The sequence below is a fragment of the Acidovorax sp. FW305-C-20-28 genome (assembly GCF_058783375.1).
Genome location: NZ_JBYSYM010000003.1, coordinates 1 through 18,096 on the forward strand (window position 1 = coordinate 1; position 18,096 = coordinate 18,096).

Genomic DNA, 18,096 nt, shown 5'->3' on the forward strand with positions numbered 1-18,096 from the left:
CTTGTTGAGGGAGTCGTCAGTATCTACAACGATGCTCTTGAACGCCAGGTTTTACGGGGATGAAATTCAACAGCCTGCTAGGGCCTGTTCTCAGGGTTTCGGAGCGAAGTCCCGCAGTTCCAGGTTGTAGCCCAGGCCCGCAGGGTTGCCGATCTGGATGCCTTCGAGAGAACCGCTCAGGTTCTGTCCACTGGTCTGGGTGTACTCCAGCCGGTAGGCGCCTGCGCTGATCCGGTCCACCGTGAAGCCGCTGCGCGGCAGCAGGTAGACCTGGCGCAAGGGTGTGCAGGGCTGGGCGTCTGCGGCACACAGCCGCACCCACAGGCCTTCGTCCCCAGGGTTGCGCAGCGTGAAGAGGCCGCCGCCCCCATGGGCCAGATAGGGCTGGTTGTCCAGGTTGCCGCTGGTGGTGGGCCAGGTGCCCTTGGGGTTGCCCGGCGACTTGCCGTAGGGGTAGGGCAGGGTGTGCCTGACGGGGGGCTTGGCAGGCTGGCGCGTGGCCGTGTGCTGGTAGGCCGGCCGCTCGTTGCGCTGTGGCGGGCCCCACAGCGCATACCCCACGATCACGTACAGCAACGATGCCACGGCGAAAAAGCCCAGGGTGCCATAGCTCGTGGTGTGGATCAGCGGCCTGCGCACCGGTGAAAGGCGGTCCAGCCAGTCGCCGACGACATCCCTGCCGGTCTTGGCATACACCAGCCAGCACAGCAGCGCACCCGCCCAGAACGCAGCCAGCAGCCATGGGCGCGCCAGTTCGTAGTAGAGGCCCTTGAGGAGAATGGCCGGCATCATGAAAAGCAGGTCGGCCAGGGCGGCCTCGGCCCTGGCCGAGGTGCTCGGCAGCACCAGCACGGCGGCGGTGAGCATGGTGCGTGGAGCATGGACAAGGCGTTGTTGGCTACTGGGCAAACAGCGCGTCGAGCGTGCGCTGCGGGTCCATGAGAAAGTCGCGTGTCACGCGGTAGTGCTCCGTGTCCCGGTAGGCGATGGGCGCGATGCCCTCCTTGCCGCAGTGGAAGATGGTCGCGTCAGGGTACGCCATGAGAATAGGCGAGTGCGTGGCGATGATGAACTGCGATTTCTCCTCCACCAGGTCGCGCATGCGCGCCAGCGTGGCCAGTTGCCGCTGGGGTGACAGCGCGGCTTCGGGCTCATCGAGGATGTACAGGCCCTGGCCGCCAAAGCGCTCCATCATCAGGGCCATGAAGGACTCGCCATGGGATTGCTCGTGCAGGGAGTTGCCTCCGTACGCGCCGATGATCGGCGGACCACCCATGGGGTCTTCGTCCAGCTTCTCGATTTCTGTGGCCACGTTGAAGAAGCTCTCGGCGCGCAGGAAGTAGCCATCGCGAGGCCGGCGAATGCCCTTGGCGATGCGCAGGTGCTGGTGCAGGTCGGAGTGTGAAGGCCGCGTGCCGAAGCTGAAGTTCCTGGATCCGCCCTCGGCGTTGAAGCCCAGCGCGACCGCGATGGCTTCAAGCAGCGTGGATTTGCCCGAGCCGTTGTCGCCGATGAAGAAGTTCACCCGGGGATGCAGGTCCAACTGCTCCAGGTGGCGCACCACGGGCAGCGAGAACGGGTACCGCTCGAAGGACTCGACCTTGTCGCGCAGCAGGGTGATGCGGCTGACGAACTGGGATGCAATCATGGCGGTGGGCTCGAATGGGCAGGGGAGCAGCCGGGCCCTGCACCACCACGCGCGCGCGGTGGGGCGGCATGGTGCAGCGTGTCAGCCACGGGTCAAGCGGAGAGCGTAGCATTGCGCTGGCGCAGTCTGTACACTGTTTCTTCTGCCTGTCAGCGCGCCCATCCCGCCCACCCCCGTTCAGTGCACAGCCCCACGCTCGTCATCCTCTCGTCCATTCTTGCCGCGCTGGTGACCTCGGTGCTGCTGGTGATGTGGCATTTCAACCGGGGCATCCCGGGGCTCAGGCTATGGATGCTGTCCTTCCTATGCGCCTTCGTGTTCAGCGCCAGCCTGCTGCTGCGCGAGCGCCTGCCCGAGGTGGTGTCGGTGGTCATCTCGCAAGGGGCGGTGTCGCTCGCCGCCTACCTGTGCCTGCTGGGCAGCCGCGCCTACATGGGGCGCAGGGCGCTGCCCCACACCTATGCGGGGCTGGCCATCGGGGCGCTGGTGCTCGGGGCCATCTACTTCACCGTGGTGCAGCCGCACCTTGGCATGCGCTTCGTGCTGGCCGGGCTGGGGGCGGGCGTGTTCTTTCTGCTCACGGCGCGCACCATGGCCCAGGGCGATGTGCGCCTGGTGCCGGCGCGCTACCTGTTTGCCGTGGCCGCGCTGGCCCATGGCATGTTCCTGCTGTTGCGGCCCCTGCTGTTCCGGCTGGGGACGGGCCTGGGCGAGGGGCCGCTCGATGCCACCCTGGTGGCCCGGCTGTCGCAGTTCGTGGTGCTCGAGTCGGTGTTGGCGCTGGTGCTCTTCGCGTTCGGCACGCTGATGCTGGCCAACGAATACATCGCCAGCGAACTGCGCCACCTGGCCGAGGTGGACCCGCTCACCAATGTGTTCAACCGCCGGGCCTTTCTGACCCTGCTGGACAAGGCCATGAGCAATGCCCAGCGCACGGGCGGCGGCGGCCTGCCGGTGCTGGTGATGGACCTGGACCATTTCAAGAAGGTCAATGACACCTGGGGCCACCAGTGCGGCGACGAGGTGCTGCGCCATTTCGTGATGCTGGCCAACCGCTGCCTGCGCCGCGAGGATGTGCTGGGCCGCCTGGGCGGTGAGGAGTTCGCCATCGCCCTGCCCAATGCAGACCATGAGGGCGCTCGCGTCGTCGCCGAGCGCCTGTGCGCCCTGGTGGCCGCGCAACCGGTCCCCACGCAGCGCAGCGCGATACCGATCACCGTGAGCATCGGGGTCACGCTGAGCATGCCGGGTGAAAAGCCCGAGTCGGTGCTGCAGCGTGCCGATGAGGCCATGTACCTGGCGAAGAAGCGCGGGCGCAACCGGGTGGAGGTGGTGCAGGCGCCTGAATGGGGCAAGGCGGCCGTAGAGGCCGTGCCGGCCCTGTGATCAGCGGGGCCGTGTAGGGCCCCCGTCACAGGCGTGTGTGCGCAGTGGTGTAGAGTCGCCCCACCTTCACTTCTCGTTCCCTGCAGGTACCGCTTTCCTGTCCTCTGTCTGTTCGCTCCGCTCGGTACAAGCGGTCGGCGGGCACATGGAGCAGCGCATGGCGTTCACGTATCTGTTGGAAGCAAAATCACTGGCCTGGCTGTGGCTGGCGGCCAGTGTCGCGTCGGAGGTCGCCGGTACCGTGGCACTCAGGCAATCGGAGGGCTTTTCCCGCGTGGTGCCTGCCGTGATCGCAGGGGCCTGCTATGTGCTGGCGGTCTGGTGGATGTCACTGGCCATGAAGCACATCGGCATGGGGGTCACCTACGCGGTATGGGCTGGCAGCGGGCTGGGGCTGACGGCGCTGCTGGGGGCGGCGCTGTTCGACGAGCCACTGTCGGGCCTGCGGCTTGCCGGGCTGGCCCTGGTGGTGGCCGGGGTGGTCACGCTCAGCCTGGCGGCACCATCACCACCTGCGCGCTGATCATTCGGCCAGAAACCCCACGCTGCCCGGCCTGCTGGGCAGGTTCAGCGTGGCCACGGGGGCCGGGCTGCTCGCAACGCGCTTGCCGCGCCGGTACACCGCCAGGCGCGCGGAGCGCAGGCGGATGGCTTCCACCGGGTTGCGTGCGTGCAGCAGCACGAAGTCGGCATGGCAGCCGGCCGCTAGGCCATAGCCTTCAAGGCCCAGCAGCCTTGCCGGATTGGTCGTGACGGCCTCGAAGCACTGGCGCATGGCGGCCTGGCTGGTCATCTGCGCCACGTGCAGGCCCATGTGGGCGGCTTCCAGCATGTCGGCGCTGCCGCCGCCGTACCAGGGGTCCATCACGCAGTCGTGGCCAAAGGCCACGGTGAGGCCCGCGGCCATGAGCTCGGGCACGCGCGTCATGCCGCGGCGCTTGGGGTAGGTGTCGTGGCGGCCCTGCAGCGTGATGTTGATCAGCGGGTTGGCCACCACGCCCAACTGCGCCTCGGCCATCAGCGGGATGAGCTTGCTCACGTAGTAGTTGTCCATGCTGTGCATCGACGTGAGGTGCGAGCCCGCCACGCGGCCGTGCAGGCCCAGGCGCTGGGTCTCCTGCGCCAGCGTCTCCACGTGGCGCGAGAGCGGGTCGTCCGACTCGTCGCAGTGCATGTCCACCCGCTTGCCCAGTTGGGCGGCCAGTTCGCACAGGATCTTCACGCTCTCGGCCCCCTGGGCCATGGTGCGCTCGAAGTGTGGGATGCCGCCGACCACGTCCACACCCAGGTCGAGCGCGCGTGTCAGGTTGTCGAGCCCGCCCGGCGAGCGCAGCACGCCATCCTGCGGAAAGGCCACGAGCTGCAGGTCCAGGTAGGGCGCCACGCGCTGCTTCACGTCGAGCAGGGCGCGCACGGGCAGCAGGCTGGGGTCGCTGGTGTCCACGTGCGAGCGGATCGCCAGCAGGCCCTGGGCCACGGCCCAGTCGCAGTAGCGCAGGGCGCGCTGCACGATGGCCTCGTGTGTGAGTTGGGGTTTGAGCTCGCCCCACAGCGCAATGCCTTCGAGCAAGGTGCCGCTCTGGTTCACGCGCGGCTGGCCATAGCTGAGCGTGGAATCCATGTGGAAATGCGCGTCCACGAAGGGTGGGCTCAGCAGCAGGCCGCCCGCGTCCACCGTGTCGTGCGCAGGCGCTTGCAGGCCCTCGGTCACTTCGGTGATGCGCCCGTCCTGCACGGCCACGGACATGTGGGTGCGGCCGTCGGGCAGGGTGGCGTTGTGGATCAGCAGATCGAGCATGGTGGTGCAGGTGCAGGGCGTTGTTCGTGTTCGGCGCGGGTGGGGGTATTTTGTCGCGGATTCGTGTCGGGATCTCGTTCCTGGCGGCTCAGCGCCCGGGGTGTGCGGTGTAGCGGTACACCCCGGGCCGGTGGCCGGCCTCGATGGCGATGCTGCGCAGCTTGTCTTCGTGCCCCGAGCTGGCCCGCGCCGTGATGCGGATGCCGTTGCGCGTGGCGCGGCAGGCGATGCGGCTCAGGGTGATCTCCGCATGGTCGTTGTTGAGTTCGCGGATGCTTTGGGTGTGCACGGCCTGCAGGCTGCCATCGCCGCCGCGCTGCATCCATTGCAGGTACAGAAAAGACTGCGCGTACTGCGTGCCATGCACGATGCGGTAGACGCCTTCGTTCTTGCGCACAGGCCACTGGCCGCAGACCTGCACCCAGTCCACTGCCTCGGCCGTGGCAAAGCGCTCGTAGGGCACATCCATGCCCAGGGCATGGGCCGGCGCGCCAGAGGCGAGTGCCAGGGCCGCAAGCCAGGGGGCCGTCTTCATCGCTCGCCCCTGCGATACGGCTTCATCAGCGCCTGCGGATACGCGGCCTTGCGTGCCACCAGCACCAGGGCCAGGATGGACAGCAGGTAGGGCAGCATCAAATACACCTGGTAGGGCAGCCAGGCGTCGCCCGCCTGCTGCAGGCGCAGCTGCAGCGCGTCGAAGAAGGCAAAGAGCAGGGCGCCCAGCAGCGCCTTGCCGGGCCGCCATGAGGCGAACACCACCAGCGCCACGCAGATCCAGCCGCGCCCGTTCACCATGTTGAAGAAAAAGGCGTTGAAGGCCGAGAGCGTGAGGAAGGAGCCCGCCACCCCCATCAGCGCCGAACCGGCCACGATGGCGCCGGTGCGCGTGGCCGCGACCGACAGGCCCTGGCCTTCGGCCGCCTGCGGATTCTCGCCCACCATGCGCACGGCCAGGCCCAGCGGTGTGCGCATCAGCACCCAGGCCAGCAGCGGTACCAGGGCCAGCGCCAGCAACGTGAGCGGGGTCTGTGCCGAGAGGATGGGCAGGCCCAGCCACTCCATGGGCGCAAAGGGCTCGATGGTGGGCGGCGTGTTCACCTTGGGAAAGCCCACGCGGTAGCCGTAGTAGCTCAGCGCCGTGGCCAGGAGCGTGATGCCCAGGCCCGAGACATGCTGCGACAGCGCCAACCCCACCGTGAGCCAGGCATGCAACAGGCCGAACACGGCGCCCGTGAGCGCCGCCACCAGCACCCCGGTCCACAGGCCGAAGCCGGCATACACCGTGAGCCAGCCCGTGAAGGCTCCCGCGACCATGATGCCCTCGATGCCCAGGTTGAGCACGCCGGCCCGCTCGCACAGCAGTACCCCGAGCGTACCCAGGATGAGCGGCGTGGCCACCCGCAGCGTGGCGATCCAGAAGGCCGGGTTGGCCAGAATGTCGAGTAGTTCACTCATTTCAGTTGTTCAATCCGTATGGGCGCTTCCCGCGGTCCACAGCATTGGCGCAGCTGAGGCCAGTGCTCCCGCGCAAGGGCCGCCCCGCCGCGCTGGGAGCGTCCCCCTCCCGCATTGCGCAGCAAGGCGAGAGAGGGGGACGGCGCGAAGCGACTCAGGGGGTGCTTCATTTCATGCGGACCCGGTATTGCGTGAGCAGCGTGGCCACCAGCACGGCAATGAGCGAGGTGGCCACGATCACGTCGGCGATGTAGGTGGGCACGCCCACGGCGCGGCTCATGCTGTCGGCCCCCACCAGCACGCCAGCCACGAAGGTGCCGGCTGCTATCACCCCCAGCGGGTGCAGCCCGGCCAGCATGGCGATGACGATGCCGCTGTAGCCATAGCCGGGCGACATGTCCAGCGTGACATAGCTGGTGCGGCCCGCCACCTCGATGGCACCGGCCAGCCCGGCCAGCCCGCCCGAAAGCAGGGCCACCAGCACCACGGTGCGCGTGATGGGCACGCCGGCAAAGGCGGCAGCGCGCGCATTGGCGCCTGCCGCGCGGATGTCGAAGCCCGGCACCGTGCGCCGCAGAATGGCCCAGAGCACCAGCGCCAATGCAACCGCCCACAGCAGGCCTGTGTGCAGGCGCGTCTGGGGCACGAGCTTGGCGAGTTCGAGGTCGCCCTGCAGCGCCACGCTCTGCGGCCAGCCCATGGACAGCGGGTCCTTCATGGGCCCGTCGAGCAAGGCCGAGACCAGCAGCAGGGTGATGAAGTTGAGCAGCAACGTGGTCACCACCTCGTCCACCCCCAGGCGCGACTTCATGAGCGCCGGGCCCAGCAGCAGCAGCGCGCCGGCCAGGGCTGCGGCCAGCACCATCAGCGGGAACAGCAGCCAGTGCGACCATTCCAGCCCCGTGCCGCCATGCATGCCGCCCACGGCCACGGCGGCCAGCGCCCCGGCATAGAGCTGCCCCTCGGCCCCGATGTTGAACAGCCGCGCACGAAAGGCCACGGCCGCAGCCAACCCGGTCAGGATCAGTGGCGTGGCGCGCGTCAGCGTCTCGGTCAGCGCAAAGACCGAGCCGAAGGCGCCCTTGACGAGCAATGCATAGGTCTGGCCCACGGGCGCTCCGGCCCACAGCACCAGCAGGCCACTGATGAGGAAGGTGAAGACCACGGCGCCCACCGGCGCCGCCACATAGGCGGCCGGGGAGATGTGGTTGCGTTTTTCAAGCCGCATGGGGCGTCAACGTGTGGAGGGGGTGGGAGTGCATCGGATTACCATGTGCAGAACGGAGACGAGGCCTGTAGCACGCAGGACCGCCAAAAAAAGAGAGGGGACGCATGAACAACAACCCGGCCCGGGGATGGTCTGGATGCATGGCTGCAGCCTTCGCAGGGGGCAAAGCCATCCGGCACATGCTGCTGTGCAGCGCGCTGGCGCTGGGCTGCGCAGGTGCCATGGCACAAGCATTGACCGGCGAGGGTCCGTCGGCGTCGGCGTCGGCTGCCCCACCTGACCTGCCGCTGAAGAACGAAGCAGCGTATACCGCCGAGATCAACGAATGGCTCGACGACAACCGCAGACAGAGGGAAGAAGGCCAGAAGCGGCGCCAGCGCATCACTATCGGTGTTGTGTCGGCGCTGGTGGCCGGCTTTCTCGGCTTGCTGCTACACACGTGGCGCAGCAGCCGGCCCATGGCCTTCAAGCTCAGCCGGGTGCTGCTGTGGACGCCCCTGTTCCTGCTGGCGGGGGTCTGGTTCTTTCCATCCACCATCCTGCTGGTGATGGGGTGTGCTCCGGTGCTGCTCGGCGTGTGGTGGCGGCGCGCCCTGTCCTGGTGGGAGCTGTCCATCGCTTCTGCGCTGTACCTGCCGGCTCTGGTGTTCACCTGGCTTGTCTTCAGGACGCTGGCCGGCATGGGGCGTGGGTAGGGGGTGAACCGCTGGATCGGTGCCTGCGCAGTCACGGGGTTTCCTCCGCGCTGCTGGCGGCGCCGGCCATCGCCAGCCCGATGGCCTCGCGCGTCCAGGCTTCGGCGGGTCGGGCCTCGCTCAGATGCCCCTCATGCATCACCGCCACGCGGTCGCCCAGGGCCAGTACCTCGTCGAGGTCGTCCGAGATCAGCAGCACCGCAGCGCCGCCGTCGCGGGCGTCGATCAGCTGTTGCTGCACGAACGTGACTGCGCCGATGTCGAGGCCCCAGGTGGGCTGGTGCGCCACGATGAGCCGCGGGGCAGGCGCATCGCCAGGCGGCAGCAGGGCGCGGCCCAGGATGAGCTTTTGCATGTTGCCGCCCGAGAGCGCACGGGCCGGTGTGTCCGCCCCGCCGCCGCGCACGTCGAAGGTCTCGGCCACACGCTGCGCATGCTGGCGCGCAGCGGTGCGCTTGACCCAGAAGGCCTTGAACCAGGGGTGGGCGAACCAGTGGCTGCGCAGGCGCTCGGACACGGCGTTCTCCCACACCGGCAGGTCGCCCACCACGCCCACGGCATGGCGGTCTTCGGGGATGCGGGCCACGCCCTGGTTCACCACCCAGGCGGGGCGGGCCTGCAGCGGGGCGCCCAGCAGCGTGACCTGGCCGGCCGTGGCGGCGCGCACGCCGCACAGCAGATCGGCTAAGGCCACCTGGCCATTGCCCGAGACTCCGGCAATGGCAACGATTTCGCCCGCGTTCAGCGTGAGCGACACGTTCTGCAGCCGGTCGCGGCCCGTGCTTGCCGTGGACACATCGGCCAGCGTGCACACCGGCGCGCCCACGCTTTTGGCGGGCCGGCGCTCGCTGGCCTCGATGGCATGGCCCACCATCCACTGGGCCAGTTGGCCCTGCGTAGTGCTCTGGGCGGGCGCCTCGGCCACCAGCTTGCCCTGGCGCAGTACGGCCACCCGGTGCGAGACGCGCAGTACCTCGGCCAGCTTGTGGCTGATGAAGATGATGGACAGGCCCTGGGCCACCATCTGCGACAGGGTGGCAAACAGCGCCTCGCTTTCCTGCGGGGTGAGCACGGCGGTGGGCTCGTCCAGGATCAGGATGCGCGCGCCGCGGTACAAGGCCTTGAGGATCTCGACCCGCTGGCGTTCGCCCACCGAGAGGCTGCCTACCAGCGCATCGGGCTGCACCGGCAGGCCGAAGCGGGCCGACACGGCCAGCAGCTTCTCGCGCGCGGCCGCCCGGCGCGAAAACGGCTGCCACAGCGGTTCGCTCCCCAAGAGCACGTTGTCCAGCACCGTGAGGTTGTCGGCCAGCGTGAAATGCTGGTGCACCATGCCGATGCCGGCGGCCAGCGCAGCACGTGGCTGGCCGGGCTGCAGCGGCTGGCCGAAGACTTCGATGCTGCCCTCGTCGGCCACATAGTGGCCGAACAGGATGGACATCAGTGTGGACTTGCCCGCGCCGTTCTCGCCCAGCAGGGCCAGCACTTCGCCGCGCGCCAGCGTGAGGCCGATGCCATCGTTGGCCACCAGCTTGCCGAAGCGCTTGGTGATGCCGGTCAGGCGCAGGACGGTATCGGAGGTCATGGCGCTTCCTGATCAACCAGGATGATGAGGGGAAAACCTGTTTCGCCGCCGGGCCGCCCCAAGGCGAAACGCGCCCCCTTGGGGGGCAGCGACCACACGCAGTGAGGGAGCGTGGGGGCCTTGGTCATTTCCAGGCTGCGAGAAATGCCTGCAGCACCTTGGCCGAATTGGCGGCCGCCAGGTGCATGAAGGTGTCCATCTCGTTGGCGCCGTCGCCGCCACCGGCCAGGTCGCTCAGCGAGCGGAAGGCGATGTAGGGCACGCCGTTGCTGTGCGCCACCATGGCCGTGGCGGCAGTCTCCATGTCGAGCACATTGGCCTCGAAGGTCTTGAACGCGTACTCGCGGAAGGCCTTGTTGTCCACAAAGGCCTGGCCCGAGACGCCGTTGCCGCCCACCACCATGCGCGGGCGCTCCTTCAGGCAGTGGCTGGCATGGCAGTGTTCCAGCGGCACCGCAGCCAGGCCGTTGGCCACGGCCAGCATGCGCGGGTCGGCCTCGAACCAGAATTTCTGCGTCAGCTTGGGATTGGCCGCCGAGCGCACCTCCACCGGGCGTGGGTGCATCATGCCGAAGGCGGGCAGGGTGAGTTCGGCCTGCATCCAGCCGGGCGCCGAATACTTGCCGGGCTGGTCTTCGCGCGCCATCAGCCATTCCATGTACTGGCCCCAGCGCGCAGGCACCGTCACGTCGCCGATGTGCAGGCCCGGGTTCACGCCGCCGGCGATGCCCGAGAACACGATGTGGCTCACGTGGAAGCGGTCCAGCACCAACTGCGTGTTCATGGCCGCATTGGTCATGCTGATGCCCGAGAGGAACACCACCACAGGCTTGCCCTGCAAGGTGCCGGTGGTGAACTCCACGCCATTGATGCTGTGCTTCACGGGCTGTTGCACCTGGGGCAGCAGCACCGTGAGTTCGGGGGCAAAGGCCGAGATCACGGCGATGCGGGGTGTGCTGTCAAGGCGCGTGCCCTGCACTGCGGGGCTGGATGCGCAGCCCGCAAGGGCGCCGGCCAGGGCCAGCGTGCCGAGCAGTTGGGCGATGCGACGGGGGAGCAATGCGGTGAAGTTCATGGTCAACAGGGTAAGCGATGGACAGGGCCAACGAAAAGGGCCACCGCAGTGAGTGGCCCTTGGAACTCTGCGCGCAGGCGCCGCCTGCGGCTTACTTGGCCGTGGACTTGGGCTGGCTGTCGTCCACCTTCACGGTGAACTTGCCGGCCAGGATGTCGGCCTCCTTGGCCTTGACCTTGGCCACGATGTCGGCGGGTACCTTCTTCTCGAAGGTGCCCAGGGGCGCGAGTTCCGAGCCCTTGTGCTTCATCATCGAATACGGGCCGTAGTCCTCGGGTGTGAACTTGCCTTCCTTGACCAGCTTGAGCGCGCGGTCGATGCTGGGCTCCATGTGCCACAGGGCGGATGCGACCACCGTGTCGGGGTACTTGTCCTGGGTGTTGATCACGTTGCCGATGGCGAGCTTGCCCTTTTCCTTGGCGGCATCGCTCACGCCGAAGCGCTCGGCGTAGAGCACGTCGGCACCCTTGTCGATCATGGCGAAGGTGGCTTCCTTGGCCTTGGGCGGGTCGAACCAGCTGTTGATGAAGCTCACGGTGAACTCCACCTTGGGGTTCACTTCCTTGGCACCGGCCATGAAGGCGTGCATCAGGCGGTTCACCTCGGGGATGGGGAAGCCCCCGACCATGCCGATCTTGTTGGTCTTGGTCATGCCGCCGGCCACCATGCCCGACAGGTAGGCCGGCTCCTGGATGTAGTTGTCGAACACGCTGAAGTTGGGCGCCTGCGGCTTGCCCGAGGAGCCCAGCAGGAACGAGGTCTTGGGGAAGTCCTTGGCCACCTTGCGGGCAGCAGCCTCCACCGCGAAGGCCTCGCCCACGATGAGCTGGTTGCCGCCGGTGGCGTACTCGCGCATCACGCGCTCGTAGTCGGCGTTGCTCACGTTCTCGCTGGACTTGTACTCGATCTCTCCGCGCGCCTCGGCCGCCTTGAGGGCCTTGTGGATGCGGCTGACCCATTGCTGCTCGTACGGCACCGTGTAGATCGCCGCCACCTTGGTCTTGGCCTGCGCGAGGGCTGCGCCGGGCGCCAGCCCGATCATGGCCGACAGCGCCAGGGAGGTGGAGAACAGGTGGCCGGTGAAGATGCGGCGAGAGGTCATGGAGTGGGTCCTTCTTCGGATGGAGGATGGGCGATCGATTCTGGGCGTTGTCTCAAGCAATTAGCACGCCAATGGGCGGCTGGTGTCGCGTGCCGGCAGATGCCCTGCCTTGATGCAGGCGCAGGCGCCGCCACGCAGTCTGCCAGAAGAAAGTCACCAGATGGTAAGAAATCGCACTGCTTTGGGGCAAAAAAATGCCGCCTCCGGGGCCGGGTCCCTGGGGCGGCGTTGCTGCAGTGCGATCCGCGGCTACTGGCTTACTTGGTGCCGAAGATGCGGTCGCCGGCATCGCCCAGCCCGGGCAGGATGTAGCCGTGGTCGTTGAGCTCGCGGTCGATGGCGGCGGTGAAGATCGGCACGTCGGGGTGGGCCTTCTGCAGCGTGGCCACGCCCTCGGGGGCGGCCAGCAGGCAAACGAACTTGATGGAGCGGGGGTTGAGCTTCTTGAGCCGGTCCACGCAGGCGGCGGCCGAGTTGCCGGTGGCCAGCATGGGGTCGACCACGATGATGTCGCGCTCTTCCATCTCGGAGGGCATCTTGAAGTAGTACTCCACCGGCTGCAGCGTGGCCGGGTCGCGGTACAGGCCGATGTGGCCCACGCGCGCGCCGGGCACCACGGTCAGCATGCCGTCGAGGAAGCCGTTGCCCGCACGCAGGATGGAGACCAGCACCAGCTTCTTGCCATCGATCACCTGGCCGGTCATGGTCTCCAGCGGGGTTTCGATCTCGATGTCCTGCAGCGGCATGTCGCGCGTGACCTCGTAGGCCATGAGCGTGCTCAGCTCGCCCAGCAGGCGGCGAAAGCTGTTGGTGCTGGCGTCCTTGCGGCGCATCAGCGTGAGCTTGTGCTGGACGAGGGGGTGGGTGATGACGGTGACGTTGGTACTGGTGCTCATGGCGTAGTGCTCGATTGTTTTTGGGTCGCGCCTAGTCTGCCAGAAACCTTGCGTATCTCGACATGTCCACATTCCCGCCGCTGATGAGAATGCCGACCTTGGCGCCACGCACATCCACGCCGCCATGCCGCACACCGGCAAAGGCCAGTGCACCGGTGGGCTCCACCACCAGCTTCATGCGCTCGGCGAAGAAGCGCAGGGCCTCGACCAGTTGCTCGTCGGTGGCGGTCACGATGTCCTCGGCCAGGCGCTGGATGATGGGAAAGGTGATCTGCCCCAGCGAGCGGGCCTGTGCGCCGTCGGCAATCGTGTGCGGCGTGGGGATCTGCACCAGTTGCCCGCTGCGCAGCGATTGCTGGCCGTCGTTGCCGGCCTCGGGCTCCACGCCCACGACGCGGCAGCTCGGCGCCAGGGCCTCGGTCGCCAGCAGGCTGCCGGCCAGCAGGCCGCCGCCGCCCACGCAGACGAACAGGTAGTCCAGGTCGGGCACCTCTTCCAGGAATTCCTTGGCCGCCGTGCCCTCGCCGGCAATCACATGCGGGTGGTCGAAGGGCGGCACCAGGGTCATGCCGCGCTCCTGGGCCAGCCGGTGGCTGATGGCCTCGCGGTCTTCGGTGTAGCGGTTGTAGGTGACCACCTGGGCGCCGTACTCACGCGTGGCCGCCATCTTGGTGGCGGGGGCGTCTTCGGGCATCACGATCAGGGCGGGCATGTCCAGCAGCCGGGCCGACAGCGCGATGGCCTGCGCGTGGTTGCCGGCCGAAAACGCCAGCACGCCGCGTTCGCGCTGTTCGTCGCTGAACTGCGAGAGGGTGTTGTAGGCCCCGCGGAACTTGAACGAGCCTGTGCGCTGCTGGTTTTCGCACTTGAAGAACACCTGGGTGCCCAGCAGCGTGTCAGCCATGTGGGAGCGCAGCACATGCGTGCGGTGGGCCACACCAGCGAGCCGCTGTGCGGCAGAAACAACATCCGCGTAGGTGGGCGGGGGAAGGCTGGCGTTGCTCATAGTGGAATCTTTCAGGTCTGAAGGGGCTCAACTATTCCATCCATCATAAAACTGCCTGACTTTTGGTCACAGAGGGCGTGCAAGGCCCAAAAACAGGGCGTTTGCCGCTATGAATATTGATGCCCGGGCCCCTGGTGCATGGATATACTGCCCCTTTTCCCGACTTTCCCCAAGAGCCCACCATGTCCATTTCCCGCCGCATTGCCACCCTGGGCCTCGGCCTGGCCGCCTCGTTCGCTGTCTCCCTGGCCGCCCATGCCCAGGCCCGCGAACTCACCGTGGCTTCCAGCGCGACCTATGCGCCCTTCGCGTTCGAGAACAAGGACAAGCAGATCGTCGGCTTCGACATCGACATCATCAACGCCATCGCCAAGCACCAGAACCTCAAGATCAAGGTCGTGAACACGCCCTGGAGCGGTATCTTCGCGGCGCTCAACAACGGTGACGTGGACCTGGTGATCTCCGGCGTGACCATCAACGACAAGCGCCGCCAGAGCTACGACTTCTCGGCCCCGTACTTCGCGGCCCACCAGCTCATCGCCGTGCCCAAGAACAGCACCGTGGCTTCGCTCAAGGACCTGGCAGGCAAGAAGATCGCCGTGGTGAATGCCTCCACGGCCGACGACGTGGCCTCGCGCGAATTCGGCAAGACCAATGCCAACATCCGCCGCTTCGAGAGCACGCCGCTCATCATCTCCGAGCTGGCTGGCGGCGGCGTGGATGCTGCCATCGGCGACAACGGCGTCATCGCCTACCGCGTGAGCCAGAATGCAGCGCTCAAGACGGTGGAAGATCCGTCCTTCCCCGAAGAAGGCTTCGGCATCGTCGTGAAGAAGGGCGACAAGGCCCTGCAGGACAAGCTCAACGCCGGCCTGGCCGCCGTACGCGCCGACGGCAGCTATGGCGAGATCTACAAAAAGTGGTTCGCAAAAGAGTACAAGGCACGCTGAGCCCGGTTCTGGCTTGAGTCACTTGCAGCGGCCGCCAGCGGCCGCTTTTTTGTTTTCTGAGGGGAGCCGCGTGCGCGGCCGTGAAAGAAGGAGAAGGACCCATGGATCAACCCGAATTGTGGTTTGGCTGGTTCCGGCCGGACATCCTGGTGGAATACCGCGAGCTGTTCTTCAAGGGCGCGTGGATGACGCTGTGCATGACGGTGGTCTGCGTCACGCTGGGCGGCTCGTGGGGCCTGGTGCTGGCTCTGGCGCGCCTGGCGCAGGCGCGCCATGCGCCGTGGAACTGGGTGTGCCGCTTCCTGCTGCGCTGGCCCTCCACCGTGTACGTGAGTTTTTTCCGTGGTACGCCGCTGTTCGTGCAGATTCTGCTCATGCACTTTGCGGTGATGCCGCTGTTCATCCACCCGGTGTCGGGCCTGCTGGTCGATGGTGACCTGGCGCGCACGCTCAAGCAGGAGCATGGCGCTTTGATCTCGGGCATCGCGGCACTCACGCTGAATTCGGCGGCCTATATCTCCGAGGTGTTCCGTGCGGGCATCCAGTCGATTGCGCGCGGCCAGTCCGACGCCGGGCGTTCGCTGGGCTTCACGCCGCTGCAGGTGCTGCGCTACGTGGTGCTGCCCCAGGCTTTCCGGCGCATGCTGCCACCCCTGGGCAACAACATGATCGCGCTGCTCAAGGACACGTCCCTGGTCTCGGCCATCGGCCTGGCCGAGATGGCGTACGCCGCGCGCACGGTGGCGGGCGCCTATGCGCGCTACTGGGAGCCCTACCTGGCCATCTCGCTGGCCTACTGGTGCATGACCCTGGCGCTGACCACGGTGCTGCGCCGGCTGGAGTACCGGCTGGCGCGCAGCGACCGGAGTTAACCGAGTTCCGAAAAGCGCTGCAGCGGGGTGAGGCCAGGGAAGTCCCCCGCGCGCTTTTGCTTCATCGCCGTGACCGATTCCTGTACGTGGCGGTTGCTCCAGATGGTGCCCTGCAGCCAGCCCATCTGGCGCAGGCTGTCTTCCACCGAGTGGTCGCGCGCATAGTTCACGGCCTGCTTGGTGCCCCAGATGGCCACAGGCGGCTTGCTGGCGATCTCTGCGGCGCACTGCAGCGCTGCGGCAACCATGGCCTCCTGCGTATCGAAGACCTCGTTGACCAAGCCGTAACCCAGCGCCTTCTGGGCGGGCATGCGCCGGCCCGTATAAGCCAGCTCCTTGACCACGCCCAGGGGCACGAGCTTGGGCAGGCGCTGCAGGGTACCCACGTCGGCCACCATGCCGATGTTGATCTCCTGGATGCAGAAGAAGGCGTCGGTCGTGGCATAGCGGATGCAGGCCGCCGTCACCATGTCCACCGCGCCGCCGATGCAGCCGCCGTGGATGGCCATGATCACCGGGATGCGCAGCTCCTCCAGCCGTGTGAAGGTGTGCTGCATGTCGGTCAGCAGGTCGAAGATGGCGGCGCGGCCCTCGGGGCTCTGGTCGTCCATGGTGATGGCGCCGCCGAAGGTCTCGAGCGCCATGCCCGCGCTGAAGTGCTTGCCCGTGCTGCTGATGACCAGGGCGCGCGCCTCGCCCGCCCGATGCAGGTGCACCAGCACCTCGTCCAGCTCGCGCCAGAAGGTGGGGTGCATGGTGTTCATGGCCTCGGGCCGGTTCAGCACCAGGTGGGCCACATGGCCGGTGGTGGTCAGGGAAAAGCAGGTGAGGGTGGGAGCAGTGTTCATGGGCGAACACTGTAGGCCCCGCGCCCGCGCCGTCAAGGTCGCCAGTGCGACTGCGGGCGGGCGGCTGCGGGTTTGCCCGCATCTGCCGCGTGGCAGATGGGGTAGGGGACGGCGATCAGCCGTCGGTGGTTTCCGTGGCGTCGGCGATCTCGGGCACGGGCAGGCGGCTGGCCAGGATCTTGTCGATGGTCTTGCCGTCCATGTCCACCACCTCGAGCTTCCAGCCTTCCCATTCCACGGTGTCCGTCACCTTGGGCAGGCGGCCGGTCAGCAGCATGATCATGCCGCTGAGCGTGTGGTAGCGGCCGCGCTCTTCCTCGGGCACAGCGTCCAGGTTCAGCCGGTCCTTGAGCTCGGGCACGGGGATGTGGCCGTCCAGCAGCCAGCTGCCGTCTTCGCGCTGCAGTGCCCAGGATGTTTCGGGGTCGCGCGGCTGGAATTCGCCGGTGATGGCCTCGATCAGGTCCTGCAGCGTGACGATGCCCTGCACCTCGCCGTACTCGTCGATCACGAAGGCCATGTGCACGTCCGACAGGCGGAAGTTGTCCAAAAGCTCCATGCCGGTGATGGTCTCGGGCACGTACAGCGCCGTCTGCAGCGGCTGCTCTGCCAGGCTGTGGGCCTTGTCGCGGATGGTGCGCGACAGCCACTGGCGTGCATTGAGCACGCCGCGGATGTTGTCCATGCCGCCACGCACCACAGGGAAGCGGGCGTGGTCCGACTCTTCGATGCGCTTCAGGTTCTCCTCGAAGCTCAGGTCCAGGTCCAGGCAGACCACATCACCGCGCGGCACCATGAGCGAGCCGATCTGGCGGTCGTCCAGGCGGAACACGTTGCGCACCATGGTGTGCTCGTGCGACTCGATCACACCGGCCGTCGTACCCTCGACCAGCATGGCGTGGATCTCTTCCTCGGTCACGGGGCTGCCGCTGGTTTCCTTGACGCCCAACAGGCGCAGCAGCGTGCGTGTGGAGGTGGACAGCAGCAGCACGAAGGGCTTGGTCGCCAGCGCCAGGAAGTTGATCGGGCGCGACACCAGGCGGGCAAAGGTTTCCGGGTAGGACTGGCCGATGCGCTTGGGCACCAGTTCGCCCACGACGATGGAGAAGTAGGTGATCAGCACCACCACCAGGCCCGTCGCGGCATATCCGCCATAGGGGGCCGGCACGCCCAGAGCTGCCAGCCAGGCAGCCAGGGGGGCGGCCAGGGCCGCCTCACCGACGATACCGTTGAGCACGCCGATCGATGTGATGCCGATCTGGATGGTGGAGAGAAAGCGGGTGGGGTCTTCGCCCAGCTTCACAGCGGCTGCGGCGCCGCTATCGCCCTCATCAATCAGCTTTTGCAGCCGGGCCTTCCGTGCCGTGACCAGTGCGATCTCCGACATGGCGAACACGCCGTTCAAGAGGATGAGGGCGAACAGTATTGCGATTTCCATAGACAGGGAACAGACAGTTCCCTTGAAGTTGAGAAGCTGCCCATTGTAGGGGTGTGGTTACTGCCGGGATGCCGAACGGATATTGGCCCCCGTATCCGGGCGCTTGCAAGGACC

The 18,096-nt window shown here is 67.1% G+C and carries 18 protein-coding genes; 5 read left to right on the top strand and 13 right to left on the bottom strand.

Going from position 1 to position 18,096, the window contains the following annotated elements:
- Positions 1-90: 90 nt before the first annotated feature.
- Positions 91-867, bottom strand: a complete 777-nt coding sequence (locus AC3WOH_RS05050) for a hypothetical protein (protein ID WP_492228298.1) — start codon at positions 865-867, stop codon at positions 91-93.
- A 31-nt stretch (positions 868-898) separates the two neighbouring features.
- Positions 899-1,648, bottom strand: a complete 750-nt coding sequence (locus AC3WOH_RS05055) for an AAA family ATPase (RefSeq protein WP_492228299.1) — start codon at positions 1,646-1,648, stop codon at positions 899-901.
- A 180-nt stretch (positions 1,649-1,828) separates the two neighbouring features.
- Between AC3WOH_RS05055 and AC3WOH_RS05060 the strand changes: the two genes are divergently transcribed.
- Both AC3WOH_RS05060 and AC3WOH_RS05065 read left to right on the top strand, forming a co-directional pair.
- Entirely contained in the window at positions 1,829-3,034 is a 1,206-nt protein-coding gene (locus AC3WOH_RS05060; RefSeq protein ID WP_492228300.1) for a GGDEF domain-containing protein, read from the top strand.
- Between the two features lie 157 nt (positions 3,035-3,191).
- Positions 3,192-3,557, top strand: coding sequence for a DMT family transporter (locus AC3WOH_RS05065; protein WP_492228301.1), 366 nt, complete (start codon positions 3,192-3,194; stop codon positions 3,555-3,557).
- On the opposite strand, the gene AC3WOH_RS05070 is transcribed toward AC3WOH_RS05065, so the two are convergent.
- The 4 genes from AC3WOH_RS05070 to AC3WOH_RS05085 all read right to left on the bottom strand — a co-directional run bounded on the left by AC3WOH_RS05070 (position 3,558) and on the right by AC3WOH_RS05085 (position 7,515).
- Positions 3,558-4,832 carry an amidohydrolase family protein gene (locus AC3WOH_RS05070; RefSeq protein WP_492228302.1) on the bottom strand — a complete coding sequence of 425 codons (1,275 nt, stop codon included), beginning with the start codon at positions 4,830-4,832 and terminating at the stop codon, positions 3,558-3,560.
- Between the two features lie 88 nt (positions 4,833-4,920).
- Positions 4,921-5,367, bottom strand: a complete 447-nt coding sequence (locus AC3WOH_RS05075) for a hypothetical protein (RefSeq protein WP_492228303.1) — start codon at positions 5,365-5,367, stop codon at positions 4,921-4,923.
- Positions 5,364-6,287 (bottom strand): ABC transporter permease, encoded by a 924-nt coding sequence (locus tag AC3WOH_RS05080; protein WP_492228304.1) that lies wholly within the window; start codon positions 6,285-6,287, stop codon positions 5,364-5,366. The genes AC3WOH_RS05075 and AC3WOH_RS05080 overlap by 4 nt, the downstream gene beginning before the upstream one ends.
- A gap of 166 nt (positions 6,288-6,453) precedes the next feature.
- Positions 6,454-7,515 (bottom strand): ABC transporter permease, encoded by a 1,062-nt coding sequence (locus tag AC3WOH_RS05085; RefSeq protein WP_492228305.1) that lies wholly within the window; start codon positions 7,513-7,515, stop codon positions 6,454-6,456.
- Positions 7,516-7,619: 104 nt separating this feature from the next.
- On the opposite strand from AC3WOH_RS05085, the gene AC3WOH_RS05090 reads away from it, so the two are divergent.
- Positions 7,620-8,210 (top strand): hypothetical protein, encoded by a 591-nt coding sequence (locus AC3WOH_RS05090; RefSeq protein WP_492228306.1) that lies wholly within the window; start codon positions 7,620-7,622, stop codon positions 8,208-8,210.
- A gap of 31 nt (positions 8,211-8,241) precedes the next feature.
- On the opposite strand, the gene AC3WOH_RS05095 is transcribed toward AC3WOH_RS05090, so the two are convergent.
- The 5 genes from AC3WOH_RS05095 to AC3WOH_RS05115 all read right to left on the bottom strand — a co-directional run bounded on the left by AC3WOH_RS05095 (position 8,242) and on the right by AC3WOH_RS05115 (position 13,874).
- Positions 8,242-9,795 (bottom strand): ABC transporter ATP-binding protein, encoded by a 1,554-nt coding sequence (locus AC3WOH_RS05095; RefSeq protein WP_492228307.1) that lies wholly within the window; start codon positions 9,793-9,795, stop codon positions 8,242-8,244.
- A 124-nt stretch (positions 9,796-9,919) separates the two neighbouring features.
- Positions 9,920-10,870 (bottom strand): 5'-methylthioadenosine/S-adenosylhomocysteine nucleosidase, encoded by a 951-nt coding sequence (locus tag AC3WOH_RS05100; RefSeq protein ID WP_492228308.1) that lies wholly within the window; start codon positions 10,868-10,870, stop codon positions 9,920-9,922.
- Between the two features lie 91 nt (positions 10,871-10,961).
- A complete protein-coding gene (locus AC3WOH_RS05105; RefSeq protein ID WP_492228309.1) occupies positions 10,962-11,972 on the bottom strand; it encodes a BMP family protein in 1,011 nt (336 codons plus the stop codon).
- Between the two features lie 257 nt (positions 11,973-12,229).
- The gene (gene upp, locus AC3WOH_RS05110; RefSeq protein WP_492228310.1) at positions 12,230-12,868 is read right to left on the bottom strand and encodes a uracil phosphoribosyltransferase; all 639 of its coding nucleotides are present in this window, start codon (positions 12,866-12,868) and stop codon (positions 12,230-12,232) included.
- A gap of 31 nt (positions 12,869-12,899) precedes the next feature.
- Positions 12,900-13,874 (bottom strand): threo-3-hydroxy-L-aspartate ammonia-lyase, encoded by a 975-nt coding sequence (locus tag AC3WOH_RS05115; protein WP_492228311.1) that lies wholly within the window; start codon positions 13,872-13,874, stop codon positions 12,900-12,902.
- A 182-nt stretch (positions 13,875-14,056) separates the two neighbouring features.
- Here AC3WOH_RS05115 and AC3WOH_RS05120 point away from each other — a divergent pair, with 182 nt between their 5' ends.
- Together AC3WOH_RS05120 and AC3WOH_RS05125 are read left to right on the top strand one after the other, a co-directional pair.
- Positions 14,057-14,824: a basic amino acid ABC transporter substrate-binding protein gene (locus tag AC3WOH_RS05120; RefSeq protein ID WP_492228312.1), complete on the top strand. Its 768-nt coding sequence runs from the start codon at positions 14,057-14,059 to the stop codon at positions 14,822-14,824.
- Positions 14,825-14,925: 101 nt separating this feature from the next.
- Entirely contained in the window at positions 14,926-15,696 is a 771-nt protein-coding gene (locus AC3WOH_RS05125; protein WP_492228313.1) for an amino acid ABC transporter permease, read from the top strand.
- Here the strand turns inward: AC3WOH_RS05125 and AC3WOH_RS05130 are convergent.
- Both AC3WOH_RS05130 and AC3WOH_RS05135 read right to left on the bottom strand, forming a co-directional pair.
- Positions 15,693-16,544 (bottom strand): enoyl-CoA hydratase-related protein, encoded by an 852-nt coding sequence (locus AC3WOH_RS05130; protein ID WP_492228314.1) that lies wholly within the window; start codon positions 16,542-16,544, stop codon positions 15,693-15,695. The two genes, AC3WOH_RS05125 and AC3WOH_RS05130, sit on opposite strands and share 4 nt — an antisense overlap.
- A 115-nt stretch (positions 16,545-16,659) precedes the next feature.
- Positions 16,660-17,982 carry a hemolysin family protein gene (locus AC3WOH_RS05135; RefSeq protein ID WP_492228315.1) on the bottom strand — a complete coding sequence of 441 codons (1,323 nt, stop codon included), beginning with the start codon at positions 17,980-17,982 and terminating at the stop codon, positions 16,660-16,662.
- Between the last annotated feature and the right edge of the window lie 114 nt (positions 17,983-18,096).